13 protein-coding genes are annotated in these 13,260 nt (G+C 27.6%); 1 reads left to right on the top strand and 12 read right to left on the bottom strand.

Features of this window, described 5'->3' with window-relative positions; genetic code table 11:
• Window positions 1-37 precede the first annotated feature (37 nt).
• The 8 genes from ACN6I1_RS04895 to ACN6I1_RS04860 form a co-directional block, all read right to left on the bottom strand.
• Complete coding sequence (locus tag ACN6I1_RS04895; RefSeq protein WP_025161264.1) at window positions 38-907, bottom strand: methionyl aminopeptidase; 870 nt, start codon at window positions 905-907, stop codon at window positions 38-40.
• Between the two features lie 128 nt (window positions 908-1,035).
• The gene (locus ACN6I1_RS04890; protein WP_419742942.1) at window positions 1,036-1,449 is read right to left on the bottom strand and encodes a SoxR reducing system RseC family protein; all 414 of its coding nucleotides are present in this window, start codon (window positions 1,447-1,449) and stop codon (window positions 1,036-1,038) included.
• A 110-nt stretch (window positions 1,450-1,559) separates the two neighbouring features.
• On the bottom strand, window positions 1,560-3,737 hold the full coding sequence (locus ACN6I1_RS04885) for a hypothetical protein (RefSeq protein ID WP_419742941.1): 2,178 nt from the start codon (window positions 3,735-3,737) through the stop codon (window positions 1,560-1,562).
• Window positions 3,738-3,894: 157 nt separating this feature from the next.
• Complete coding sequence (locus ACN6I1_RS04880; RefSeq protein WP_419742940.1) at window positions 3,895-6,072, bottom strand: hypothetical protein; 2,178 nt, start codon at window positions 6,070-6,072, stop codon at window positions 3,895-3,897.
• A 157-nt stretch (window positions 6,073-6,229) separates the two neighbouring features.
• On the bottom strand, window positions 6,230-7,609 hold the full coding sequence (locus tag ACN6I1_RS04875) for an SH3 domain-containing protein (protein WP_419742939.1): 1,380 nt from the start codon (window positions 7,607-7,609) through the stop codon (window positions 6,230-6,232).
• Between the two features lie 288 nt (window positions 7,610-7,897).
• A complete protein-coding gene (locus ACN6I1_RS04870; protein WP_419742938.1) occupies window positions 7,898-8,461 on the bottom strand; it encodes a hypothetical protein in 564 nt (187 codons plus the stop codon).
• A gap of 85 nt (window positions 8,462-8,546) precedes the next feature.
• A complete protein-coding gene (locus tag ACN6I1_RS04865; protein WP_419742937.1) occupies window positions 8,547-9,059 on the bottom strand; it encodes a transcription repressor NadR in 513 nt (170 codons plus the stop codon).
• Between the two features lie 90 nt (window positions 9,060-9,149).
• Complete coding sequence (locus tag ACN6I1_RS04860) at window positions 9,150-10,487, bottom strand: AAA family ATPase (RefSeq protein WP_419742936.1); 1,338 nt, start codon at window positions 10,485-10,487, stop codon at window positions 9,150-9,152.
• A gap of 152 nt (window positions 10,488-10,639) precedes the next feature.
• On the opposite strand from ACN6I1_RS04860, the gene ACN6I1_RS04855 reads away from it, so the two are divergent.
• On the top strand, window positions 10,640-11,389 hold the full coding sequence (locus ACN6I1_RS04855; RefSeq protein ID WP_419742935.1) for a sulfite exporter TauE/SafE family protein: 750 nt from the start codon (window positions 10,640-10,642) through the stop codon (window positions 11,387-11,389).
• Between the two features lie 44 nt (window positions 11,390-11,433).
• Here the strand turns inward: ACN6I1_RS04855 and ACN6I1_RS04850 are convergent, their stop codons facing one another.
• The 4 genes from ACN6I1_RS04850 to ACN6I1_RS04835 all read right to left on the bottom strand — a co-directional run bounded on the left by ACN6I1_RS04850 (window position 11,434) and on the right by ACN6I1_RS04835 (window position 13,202).
• Window positions 11,434-11,709: a hypothetical protein gene (locus tag ACN6I1_RS04850; RefSeq protein WP_419742934.1), complete on the bottom strand. Its 276-nt coding sequence runs from the start codon at window positions 11,707-11,709 to the stop codon at window positions 11,434-11,436.
• 21 nt (window positions 11,710-11,730) lie between these two features.
• Window positions 11,731-12,138, bottom strand: a complete 408-nt coding sequence (locus ACN6I1_RS04845) for a fascin domain-containing protein (RefSeq protein ID WP_419742933.1) — start codon at window positions 12,136-12,138, stop codon at window positions 11,731-11,733.
• Window positions 12,139-12,279: 141 nt separating this feature from the next.
• Window positions 12,280-12,468, bottom strand: coding sequence for a hypothetical protein (locus tag ACN6I1_RS04840; protein ID WP_419742932.1), 189 nt, complete (start codon window positions 12,466-12,468; stop codon window positions 12,280-12,282).
• A gap of 53 nt (window positions 12,469-12,521) precedes the next feature.
• Window positions 12,522-13,202, bottom strand: coding sequence for a hypothetical protein (locus ACN6I1_RS04835; RefSeq protein WP_419742931.1), 681 nt, complete (start codon window positions 13,200-13,202; stop codon window positions 12,522-12,524).
• Window positions 13,203-13,260 lie beyond the last annotated feature (58 nt).

Here is a 13,260-nt window from a genome sequence, read left to right as displayed (position 1 = left end):
TATCGGTTTTATTAGTTAATTATTACTTACGTTTACTTTACTTCGCTATTATCTCTACTCCATCTTCTGTTACTAAAATCATATGTTCCCATTGAGCAGATAAAGATCCATCATCTGTATATGCAGTCCACTCATTATCAGCATCTATGTATAAATCATATCCGCCTTCATTTATCATAGGCTCTATAGTAAATATCATCCCAGGAGCTAATACCATTCCTTCTCCTTTTGATCCATAGTGGAACACAAATGGGTCTTCGTGGAAACTTAATCCAATCCCATGACCTCCAAAATCTCTAACAACCGAATATCCATTTTTTTCAGCATGCTGTTGAATAGCAAAACCTATATCTCCGATATGCCCCCATGGCTTTACAGCCTCAATTCCCTTTTCTAAACATTCTTTTGTAACTTCAACTAATTTTTTAGCTTTTTCACTCACATTTCCTATCATAAACATTCTTGATGCGTCTGAAAAATACCCATTGTATATAGTTGATACATCTACATTTATTATATCTCCATCTTTTAATACAACATCTTCACTAGGTATCCCATGGCAAATTTCAGAGTTTATAGATGTACAAACACTTTTTGGAAAACCTCCATAGCCTAGAGGCGCTGGAATTGCACCTTGAGATACTGTATACTCATGTACTATTTTATTTATATCTTCAGTAGTCATACCTGCTTTAATTTTTTCCCCTACTAAATCTAATACTTCATTATTTATTCTTGCACTTTCTTTTATTTTTTCTATTTGGTCTTTATTCTTTATAATATCATGTGTTGGAACTTCATTTCCTGCTCTTTTTAAATCTTCTAGTTTCATATCAAATTCCATGTGACATTTTTTATATTTTTTCCCACTTTTGCACCAACACTCATCATTTCTATTTAAATTCATTAAATCATCTCCTTACTTATTCTATATTAAATTATACTACGTCATGTTAATAAATGCTAATAAATTTAAAAAAGAGACCCCACATAGCTTTACCAAACTAACTATGGAATATCTCTTTTTACTATCATTTATAAAATTTTTATTATATCAGGTTTTATATTTATTTTGTCTTTATTTTTTTCTTTGTAATAATCTTTATATATTATAGCTATAGTACATACAATACAAGAAAATGTTACTTCATATAATAAGCTAGGTTGTTTTATTACTATCGCCATATAAAATCCAATTAATAATCCTAACAAAGCAAATATTATTGGCTGTATATACAATATATAAATTAACTTAAACGATCTTATATTATTAAATTCTATGCAAACACATTGCCCTGGCTTAGCACCTATATAATTATTTGCAGTTATTATATTATCTTTATTTCCTTGGTAATTTATAAGGTTTAAACGTTTTTTGCTAGGTTCAATTTTAACTTTAGCACTATTTTCATTTGAGTACATAACTGTTCCTAATTTCTGCTTTTTCATAAAAACTCCCCCATTTTCTACCTAGTGCTTTTCATTTATTATAATTTATGATTTATTAGTCTAAGTTGTTACTTGATAAAAAAAAATAGCGTATAAAATACGCTATTTTTTTATTTTTCTTTTAAAACCACTTTATTAATTAAAAGTATTAAAAACGGGATAATTATATATAACATGGTTGTTGCTGCTGAAACTACACCTGAGTCATTTACCAGAAATGTTATTACGGCACCTGCTCCAATTGATATTAAGGCTTTTTTAATATAACTACCTTCACTCATAATATCTTTAAATTCTTTTTTACAAGAAATTTTACTTATTATTAATCCTGCAATTCCAATATATATTATATATACCCATGAACTAGTTTGCATAAGTTGCATGTTCATAGAAATTTTTCTTCCAAAAGTCTCTATTATAGCTGCTGGACCACCAACTAATATTTGATTAATAAACAGTGCTAAATGCGACTCTGATCCACTAAGCATATCTATGGCTGCAAATCCAAAGACCACAAGCCCAACTGCTATAAATACAAATATAATTTTTCTAATATCTAGTTTTATATCAAATACAAGCAATGTAAATAATATTAATGCTAGTGTCGCTGATATAGCAGATCCTACATTTGCTCCCATTGCTGGAGTAGAACTTATAAACACTATAACAACAGATATAATCGGAATAAATATTTTTTTTAATTTTTTATCCATTATTAAAACAGTCATAGCTACTATTGAAGATCCTATTACAATACCTTCGTATTCATTTCCTATACCATAGTATCTAGCACCTACTATTGGATTATATGACATTACGCTATTTTGCATTAGATATGTTCCAAATGCAGCATCAACTAAAATAGCTACAATAGTTAATGTTGCATAAAATCCTATTTGCTTAAAATCTGTTTTAAATGCTAACTTTCCTATCCCATAAATGATCATTCCCATTAAAGCTATAGATGTGTATATACCTATCCTCGAATTTAAGTTTAAAACGGGACCTAATAAAAATGCTGCAGGCATTATTATTCCGAACTTATTTAACTCTTTAACTAGATAAAATACTCTATCTGTTTTCATTGAAAGTTTATTTTTTATTTTTTTTCTAAAAGTTAATAATATAATACTTAAAAGAAGTATTATAGATACAAAGTTTACAAAAAATTGAATTATCCCACTTCTAACACTAGCCATATTTACAATTTTTGAGTATTCATTCATTATAAAATCTATATTTTTATCATTTTTTATATTATCTAATTTTCTACCTACCATTTTTTCTGATGTCAAATTGTAGTCTGAAAGTATACTTGCTCCAATATCTGAGTTTCCTATTATACCGTATCTTCTAGTTGTTGCTGATGTTAATAATCCTTTATCACTTCCATCGAATTTAACAACAGGTGATAACCTTCTTTGATTTTTATAGTCTATATCTTTTGGAAATGCACTTATTATGTATACTTTATCATTTTCTCCAATAAGATTAAAAACTTCTTTTAGATATGAATCTATATTTTTATGTATTTCTCCTTCCATATCTTGATAAGTTTTTTCATTCAAATACTTTTTATATAAATCTAATCTATATGTATCCCCTAATTCTACAAACAATGTATCACTTTCATTGTAATATTTCTTTGTTTCCTTTTTTAACTTTTCATAATCTGTACTTATACCAAAAGGCATGGTATCATCTTTTTTATTTATATTGTCGACATTACCACTATCTACTCTACCATAGTTATCCATTGCCATTGCAGCAATATTTCTATTTAATTCCTCTGGTTTTGTTCCTATATCAGCATTTCCTATCACAGATACGCTTAGTTTATTATCACTTAGGGCTTGCCCTAATGCTCCTAGTGTAGATCCATATTTACCTTTTTCTAAATTGTCATTTATAGATAAATTGATATTAACATCATTTACACCTTTTGACTTTTTACCTGTGGCACTTTCATAAATTACACTATTGTCTTTATCCACATTTTTAAATCCTGAAAAATCGCTATCATATGTATTAACTCTTCCTCCAGCTCCAATACTTGCATAAGCTCTATTGTCACCGGTTCCTTGATCCCCTCTTATATTCATTAAAGCAATATACCCACGATTTTCTAATTCTTTTTTTAGAGTAGGTATTTCTAAAAAGTCAGATAAATTACTTCTATTCAAATCTATAACAATAGTTTTATGTTTACTATCAGCAAATATATTCGTTGGAATAATACATGCTAATATAATAATCATTGAAAATAATTTCTTTATTTTACAATTCACTCTTTTCACCTCCAAAATATATAATTTAATTATAAAGTATATTTTGCCTTTAAACTATATTATTCTCTAAATATTTTTTTATAATATGTTAACTTTATGTAAATATTTTTATGAATTTTATTAAACACAAAAAAATAGCGTACACAGTACGCTATTTTTATCTTTCTTTAAATATAACTTTATTAATTAAAATTATTAAAAACGGTATAATTATATATAACATAGTTGTTGCTGCTGAAACTACACCTGAATCATTTACTAAAAATGTTACTATAGCTCCTGCTCCAATTGACACTATAGCCTTTTTCCCATAACTTTCATTTTTCATCATTTCTTTAAACTCTTTTTTGTAAAAAAGACTAGTTACTATTAAGCCTATAACACCTACGTATATTATATATACCCATGAACTAGTTTGCATAAGTTGTATGTTCATAGAAATTTTTCTTCCAAATGTTTCTAAGATTGCAGTTGGTCCATTCACTAAAATTTGATTAATAAATAATGATAAATGAGATTCCGATCCACTTAACATATCTATAGCGGCAAATCCTAACACAACCAATCCAGCTCCAAATAAAATTAAAATAGCTTTCTTAAAATCTATTTTCACATTAAACACAAGCATTGTAAATAATATTAATGCTACACTTTCTGAAATAGCAGACCCAACATTTGCTCCCATTGTTGGAGATGCACTAATGAATAAAATTATTAGTGATAATATTGGAACAATTATTTTAGGTAGCTTCTTATTTATAATTAAAATGGACATTGCAGCTATTGAAGATCCTATGATTATACCTTGATATTCATTTCCTATTCCATAGTATCTAGCGCCTACTATTGCATCATATGACATTATACTATTTTTCATTAAGTATGAACCTAATAGTGCATCTACTATTATAACGAAAATTGATAAAGTTGCATAAAATCCAATTTGCTTATTATCAGATTTAAATATCAATCTGGAAATAAAGTATATAGATAGAGTAAGCGCAAATATAGATAAGTAAATACCTATCTTAGTATTAAAATTAAACATAGGTGCTAATAAAAATGCCACTGGCATTATTAGTCCAAATTTACTTAACTCTTTTAAAATATTAAATGCTTTTTTAATACTTTTATTATATTTATTTTCCAATTTTTTTCTAAATATTAATAATACTATACTTAATCCTAATACTATAGATGTAGAGTTTATAAAAAATTGAATTATGCCACTTCTGACATCTGAAATATTCACAATTTTACTATATTCTTTTTCGATAAAGTTTATATTATCTTCATATTTTATATTCTCTAGTTCTCTTCCTACCATATTATTTGATGTTAACTTATAGTCTGCAAGTATTCCTGCACCTATGTCTACATTTCCTATTACACCATCTCTTCTAGTTGTTGCTGATGTTAACAGACCTTTTCCAGTGCCATCAAACTTTACAACAGGTGATAATCTTCTTTTATTTTTATAATCTATATCCTTAGGAAATGCACTCATTACATATACCGTGTCATTTTCATCTACAAGGCCAAATACTTCTTTTAAGTATTCATCTATATTTTTATGAATCTTCTTTTCCATAGATTTATATGTATTTTCATTTAAATATGGTTTATATAAATCCAGTCTATACGTATCTCCTAATTCTACAAATACTATATCACTGTTGTCATATTGATTTTTTGTTTCATTTTTTAGCTTATTGTAATCTGTACTTAACCCAAATGGCATGCTATCATCTTTTTTATTTATATTATCTACATTACCTCTATCTATTCTTCCATAGTTATCCATTGCCATTGCCGCAATATTTCTATTTAGTTCTTCTGGTTTTGTTCCTGTATCAGCATTGCCTAGTACTGATACACTTAAATCCTCGTTATTTAAGGTTTGACCTAATTCTCCCAATGTAGATCCATATTTTCCTTTATCTAAATTATCATTTATAGACAAATTAATATCTGTATCGTTAATACCCTTTGCCTTTTTACCTGTAGCACTTTCATATGTAATTTTATTGTCTTTGTCTACATCTTTAAAACCTCTAAAATCTGTGCTATATGTATTTACTCTTCCCCCAGCTCCGATACTTGCATATGACCTATTATCCCCCGTACCTTGGTCACCTCTTACATTCATCAATGCTATGTATCCTCGATTTTCTAATTGTTTTTTTAACGTCGGAATTTCTAGAAAATCTACAAAATTACTTCTATTCATATTTATAACAATAGTTTTATGATTACTATTTGCAAATGCATTTATCGGTGTAATACAAATTAGCATTATAAGCACTAAAACTAAAGATGTTGCTTTTTTCTTCACTTCTCCACCTCCAAATTTATCTAAATTAATTATAAAATATATTTAAGTTTTACACTATAGTATTACCTTAAATAATAAAAAAATTCTGCGCAAAATTCACTTTAAAATTACGATAGGGAGATATTTTCCTTGAAAATATCTCCCTATAACCTAATATCTATAAAACTCTCTTTGCTTTAACATATGTGTTTTGCCAATATGATGAATTTATATTAGTAGTTTTTACAACATCATTTGAATTTGGAGCATGTATCATTTGTCCATTTCCTATATATATACCTACGTGGTTAACTCCTCCACTACCATCAGTACTTGAGAAAATTAAATCCCCAGGTTGTAATTGAGATTGGCTTATAGTAGTTCCTACATTAGCTTGCTCTCTTGATGTTCTTGGCATTTTTATTCCATGTTGTCCATATACATAATATACTAATCCAGAGCAGTCAAAACTATTAGGTCCTTCAGCTCCCCATACATAAGGCTTTCCAAGTTGAGCTTTAGCTGTATTTATTATAGCTTGAGCCTTATTAGTTTCAGATGATCCACCACCTGAACCTTCAGAACCACCTGAGCTTTCTCCGCCTCTACTTATGTAATCACTGCTTCCCCATCCTACTTGTCCATTAGATAATTTTACTTTGTACCATCCATTTGAACTACTTAATATATCTACAGTATTTCCTTTGTATGCTTTTCCTACTATTGAGTTACTTGTAGATGGTCCACTTCTTATATTTAACGCACTTGCTGTTACTGTTCCTTTACCTGTTGATGGAGTCTCTGTTGATCCTCCTCCATTGTTAGATCCGTTATCTGAACCTCCAGATGTGCTTATATAATCACCACTTGCCCATCCTACTTGTCCATTCGATAATTTTACTTTATACCATCCATTTGAACTACTTAATATATCTACAGTATTTCCTTTGTATGCTTTTCCTACTATTGAATTACTTGTAGATGGTCCGCTTCTTATATTTAATGTACTTGCTGTTACTGTTCCTTTACCTGTTGATGGAGTCTCTGTTGATCCTCCTCCACCTTGCCCAGATGTACTTATATAATCACTACTTGCCCATCCGATTTGTCCATTTTGAGTTTTTATTTTATCCCACCCATTTGAACTTTCTAATATAGTTACACTTTGACCTTTGTAAACCATAGTCACTTTACCATAGCTTGTAGATGGTCCACTTCTTACATTTAATGCATCCGCTGTTATTGTTCCTGTTTTTCCACTTGATGGAGTTTCTGAACTTGAATCTCCAGATACATTTATATATTTTCCGCTTCCCCAACCTGTTTTTCCATTTGAAAGCTTAACTTTGTACCATCCATTTGATGTTTCTAATATTTGTAATTTATCGCCTTTATAAGCATACCCCACTACTGAGTTACTTGTTGATGGCCCACTTCTTATATTTAATGCACTTGCTGTTACTGTTCCTGTTTTAGCATTAGCAAATACAGCAGTTCCTGATAGCACTATACCTAAAGATGTTACTGATATAGCTGTTGCAATTTTTCTATCAATCATACTTAATCTCCCTTCTTTTTATAAAACTAAACCAAAGCAAATTTTCTAAATTTGTATTTTTTTTGTAACCTTTTGATCATATTTTATGTCCAAAATTTTACTTATATATATATATTATCGGTTCAATATGAATTTTCTGTGAAATTATATATATTTTTCTACATTTACTTTAAATTTCCTATTATATTTTATATTATAACTTATTTTATACATATTTTTAACATATATATTAAATTTTTATATAAAAAAATAACAAGATTGGATAAAAAACCCAATCTTGTTATTTTTTTATGCTTTAACTGCGTCTATATTTTTTAATTCTTTAGGCATCACATTCCATATATAAACTGATAGCCCAAAATCTAACATACTATGAATTATAGTTCCTACCCCTACTAATAATAAAACTGATGTTAAAAAACCTTGTTCGTAATATCCTTGGGATAAGCTTGTCCCAAAATAAAACGGAATAACTACCAATACTTCACCTATTGCATGTAAAATCCCCATAACCAATGAAAATCCCATCGACGACTTTATGCTAGATATAACATTTTTGTTTTTCTTTAAATAAAGAGATCCAAAACTTACAAATACTAAATGGCTAAATGCCCTCGCTACTACAACTATTGGAAATCCACCTAATAAAAAACCTATTGTTGTACCCAATGTAACAAATATTGCAGTGCTTGGTGAAATAAACATGGCTATAAATATAGCAACATGACTAGCTAATGTAAATGATGCAGGCTCTAAAATTAGCTTAATTGGAGAAAACATAGGTATTATAATTCCTAAAGCACATAATAGAGCTGACATAACAACAGCTTTTGTGTTAATTTTACTATTCATAAAAAATCCCCCTATACATATGTAATTATAGGTGTCTTTACACCTGTCATTATAAGTGTATAGTCATATCATTTTTTTGTCAACTCTATAATAGATAATCTTTTTCCTTCAATGCTTTTATTACACTATCTAATACTTCCTCATTTTCACATTTTATAGTATGAAGATGAACTCCATCAGTTAGTTGTGATAATGGATTAGTTGTATCTTCACCTAATTTTTTCATAAATTCTCGTATATCTCGTCTAGACGATACATGTAAATTTCCAGTTAACTGCCCATATACACTATGTTCAACTATAACATTTAAAACAGTTGCTCCTTCATCTACAATTGTACTCAATTCATCTTCAATAAATTCTTTAGAGTGTTTACATGCTATTGTCTTTATCAAACTACTTTCACATACTTCTTCATTTAGTATATATCCTTTAGGAGTTGATACAATATTTATACCTGTAGCTCTTATTAATGCAACATCAGAAACTATAAGTTGTCTACTGACATCTAAAGTTTTAGATAAATAAGAGCCACTCACTGGTTTTGATGAACTTTTCAAAATTTCTATGATCTTTTCTCTTCTTTCATTACCATTCATAACAAACTCTCCTTTTTTGTATTCCTGTAATATATTATAACTTACTATATAAAATAAAAAATCCCTGATATTTATCATATAAGGGATTTTTTAATCATCAACTAATTTTTTAATTATATCATTTATATAGCTTTTTTCTTTATCTATCATACATCTTCTTATTAAAGGTTCTATATCTCTTTTTATTACTTGCCTATACCAACTGTCCACTATATATTCATCAATTTTACTAGATATCATAAAATAACTTTGCCCAATTTTATAATTCTTACCTAGATTCTCATCTTCCTCTATTATTTTATTTAATTTACTCATACTGCAAACTACTTTGTCTGCCATCTCTACCCCTAAACATTCTCCAAGGTAGTTTCTAAAGTCTATATTTTCAAAAACAGGTTCTATATCTATAAATCCAAATCTTCTTCTTACTGGGTAATCTATGTCTTTTAAATTTTCATCAGCAGTATTTAATGTACCTATTATATAGACATTATCTGGAATATAAAAACTCTCATCGCTATCGCTATAAATAAGTTTTATAGAGTTTTCCTTTCCCCTTTTGTTATTTTCAATTATAGAATTTATTTCTCCAAATACTTTATTAACATCAACTCGGTTTATTTCATCTATTATAAAATAATGCTTATGCTCTGGATAAGACTGAGCTCTTTTTATAAAATCATAAAATACTCCATTTTTTATGTAATCTTCTCCACTTTTTCCCTTTTTATATCCTCTTACAAATTCTTCATAGGTATAATTTTCATGAAACTGAACCATTTCTATATTTGAATTATCTCTGTTGCCTTGATGAAAATAGCAAATTCGCTTTGCTATAAATGTTTTTCCAACACCTGAAGGTCCTTGCAATATTATATTTTTTTTAAAATCTAAATTGAAAATTATATCATCTAAAACTTCTTCTTCCATAAAAACTTCCCTTAATAGTTCCGTTTTTGTATATCCAAAATTTCCTGCAAAATTGAATATTGCATCTACATATTTTTCTACTATTTTTTCTATTGCTGATTTAAACTTTAGAAATGCATGAAGATATAGTTTTCTATACTCCATAAGTTCATTGAAATTGTCAACATCTATTTCAAATCCCATTCTAACCCAATCTTTATTTTGCTTTCTTTCACTTATACCAAGTTCATATCCTACTTTTCTTGATATAAATTCATTTTTTTCATAGTAAATATCTTTTAAAAATTGAGCCCCTTCTGAATCTCTTGACTCTATGTATAATCCTAATTGTTCTTCTTTTCTAAAATATTTAAATACATAATATATGGGTTGCCCTAATATTTTACCACTAGAAAAGTAATCTCTTTGCTGGCTATAGCTTACATCTACATCTGCTTTATTTTCTATATCTATAGATAGTTTTGTTAAGAAATCTATAACTATATCTCTAGCCATCATAATCACTCCCCTTTACCATATATTATACCTTAGTAAAATATATGAGCTCTATTTGATTAATATGATTGTGATTTAATATTAATCATCCTAATTACATTTGTATTTCTTTTATATTATAATAATTGTAAATAAATTTTACTGTTGGAGGAATTATGCTTACAATTTTATTTCTTTGTCTTGGTGGTTTTTTAGCTGCTTTCGTTGATTCAATAGCAGGTGGTGGTGGGTTAATAAGTATGCCCGTTTTATTAATGGCAGGTCTTCCCGCTCATTTAGCACTTGGAACCAATAAATTCGCAGGTGCTTTTGGTTGTTTTTCTAGTGCCTACAAATATTCAAAGTCAGGTAAAACTAATGTTGAGTTATTAAAAAAATTAATCCCATTTACAATTTTAGGATGTCTCATAGGTGTTAAATGTGTTTTATCTATAAGTGAAAATATTTTAAATATTTTAGTTTTCCTTATGATACTATTAGTTGCAATATATACATATTTAAAGAAGGACTTAGGCAAGGAGGATAAATTCGAAAGCCTTAGTAAGGAAAACATAAAAAAAGGAATTATTATGGCTTTTACCTTAGGTTTTTATGATGGTTTTTTTGGACCTGGCACAGGTACATTTCTAACATTTGCTTTGATAAAAATTTATGGTTTTGATTTTTTACATGCATCTGCAAATACTAAAATTTTAAATTTTACAAGTAATTTCACAGCACTTATATTATTTATGTTTAGTGGTCAAATACTTTACAAAGTAGCAATTTTTTATGCTATTTCTATGGTATTAGGTGGATATATAGGCGCTAAAGTAGCTATAAATAAAGGATCTCAACTAATAAAACCAATTTTTTTATTTATGGCTGTAGGTGTCGCTATAAAGCTTCTTTACCAAGCATTTTAATAAATAAAAGCTGTATAACTTTTAGGTTATACAGCTTTTATTTATTATTTTAATTCTATTATATATACTTGAGTTTGGGGTGGTATACTCATAGTCATTGCATTAGAGTGAAAAGCTACGATTTTATCACCTATCTGCAAATCATCTATGCTTATTTCATTATATTCACAGTCAAGAATTAATGTTTGATCACTATAAATAAGCTTAGTAAAAGTATATATATCCTTGGGATTTGTAGCTATTGTTATAAACTTATATGGTTTACCCTTTATATCGCTAATATCAACTATATTTCCAAATTTATAATTTGCATACTTCATAAAAATTCCTCCTAAAAAGAGTTACTCAACTTCTTTAAACTTAAATTTTGTTTTTTCCCCTGTTCCTTCTGCCTTAGCCGCTAATTTATAATCATCGTCTCTAACTCTTACATAATATCCATTTGGAGCTTTTAAAACGTATTCTTTGTTGTCCGTTTTATATATATCAAATTTAGTTGCTCCCTCTTTATCTGTGTCTGCAATCAAAAAATTTTTATTGTCTAATCTTACATAAGATCCATCTTCTAGCTTTATTTTTGCTTTTCCATTATCATTTATATTTATAATAAATATACCTTTCTTATTTACGTTATTTCCTGTTGCATATAAATAACCATCTTTTCCAACAACTACAAATTCATCTGCATATACTGATTTTATTTTTACCTTTTTATTATTTTTTTGCCTTATCTCTATAGTAGCTATCAATGTTCATATTATTCCCCCTTCTATTCTATCCTTTATATATTATGATACTCTTAAAAAATATGTTAATATAACGTATCAATTTTTCTATTTTATTAAGTTCTCTTAATTAAAAAAAGTACAATGCATTTGCATTGTACTTTTTTAATATGTTCCTTTTTTTTCTATTTTATCATATAATTTTTCATCTTTAGTTTTACTTGACCCTGAGTTTCTAGATCCTATTTTTTTACCATCTACTATTCCAATTTCAGACCCATGTTCAAATAAAACTTTTCTTTTTTCTGCATTAGTCTTTGGTCTATCTTTATGTCTGTTTTTATTATTTTTCATTATAAAACCCTCCTAGATGATAAATGTATTTCATATTTAATTTAACCAAAAACTTAGTTCATATTCTGATTGTATGCAATTTCTTGATTTTCAATAATCTTCATCATGCTCATATTATTTTTTTCATCAACTTCAAATCCATACCTTCTATAAATTTTATTTAAGGATTCTTGTGTTATTATATTTTTAGAAGGTATTGCCACACCCTCAATTCTCTTTATATAGTTAAACTTGTAGTCTTCAAAATAATGATTATATAAGTCTAATTTCATATTTATTCTTTTTACTATATAATCTAAATTTTCCAATATTATCTTTCCATATCCATTGTTTGGTTTTCCAGATGTAAATTCCTTTATATAAAGAATTCCTCCATCTTCCAAGTTATAATAACTACAATCCATATAGGTATCTTTAGAATCGCCTATGAATACTCTAATATCTATAGGCATAAAAATTTCCATATCATTTTTGCTTAATTTTATTATCAAACAAACTATTCTATTTAATTTATCTTTTTTAACTTCAAGCATTATATCTTCTTCTGTTTTTAAATACCTTTTTAATTTTTTTATAAGTTTGACATAGTAATTATAAGTAGTAATAATTTGTTTATTTTCTTTATTTATTTCTTTTGTGGATATAGTCTTTAATTTACTTTTTTTTATAGATTTAATATCTTTAGATTTTAAATTCAATTTCATTTCATCTATCTTATGCAATAAATCTTCCATAACCCCTCCACATATAAAACTCCTTTATTAGTTTTTATATGTGGAAAGTTATACTTTA

The sequence above is a fragment of the Paraclostridium dentum genome (assembly GCF_048568265.1).
GTDB classification, from domain to species: domain Bacteria; phylum Bacillota; class Clostridia; order Peptostreptococcales; family Peptostreptococcaceae; genus Paraclostridium; species Paraclostridium dentum.
The sequence above is the reverse complement of the archived record's forward strand: the minus strand, read 5'-3'. Positions and strand labels throughout refer to the sequence as shown.

What these genes read in the sequence shown, in the direction of transcription:
- ACN6I1_RS04890 (WP_419742942.1), bottom strand. Translation starts at nt 1,449, where the DNA reads ATGAAAAAGCAGAAATTAGGAACAGTTATGTACTCAAATGAAAATAGT.
- ACN6I1_RS04865 (WP_419742937.1), bottom strand. Translation starts at nt 9,059, where the DNA reads ATGAATGGTAATGAAAGAAGAGAAAAGATCATAGAAATTTTGAAAAGT.
- ACN6I1_RS04895 (WP_025161264.1), bottom strand. Translation starts at nt 907, where the DNA reads ATGAATTTAAATAGAAATGATGAGTGTTGGTGCAAAAGTGGGAAAAAA.
- ACN6I1_RS04860 (WP_419742936.1), bottom strand. Translation starts at nt 10,487, where the DNA reads ATGATGGCTAGAGATATAGTTATAGATTTCTTAACAAAACTATCTATA.
- ACN6I1_RS04840 (WP_419742932.1), bottom strand. Translation starts at nt 12,468, where the DNA reads ATGAAAAATAATAAAAACAGACATAAAGATAGACCAAAGACTAATGCA.
- ACN6I1_RS04835 (WP_419742931.1), bottom strand. Translation starts at nt 13,202, where the DNA reads ATGGAAGATTTATTGCATAAGATAGATGAAATGAAATTGAATTTAAAA.
- ACN6I1_RS04875 (WP_419742939.1), bottom strand. Translation starts at nt 7,609, where the DNA reads ATGATTGATAGAAAAATTGCAACAGCTATATCAGTAACATCTTTAGGT.
- ACN6I1_RS04870 (WP_419742938.1), bottom strand. Translation starts at nt 8,461, where the DNA reads ATGAATAGTAAAATTAACACAAAAGCTGTTGTTATGTCAGCTCTATTA.
- ACN6I1_RS04855 (WP_419742935.1), top strand. Translation starts at nt 10,640, where the DNA reads ATGCTTACAATTTTATTTCTTTGTCTTGGTGGTTTTTTAGCTGCTTTC.
- ACN6I1_RS04850 (WP_419742934.1), bottom strand. Translation starts at nt 11,709, where the DNA reads ATGAAGTATGCAAATTATAAATTTGGAAATATAGTTGATATTAGCGAT.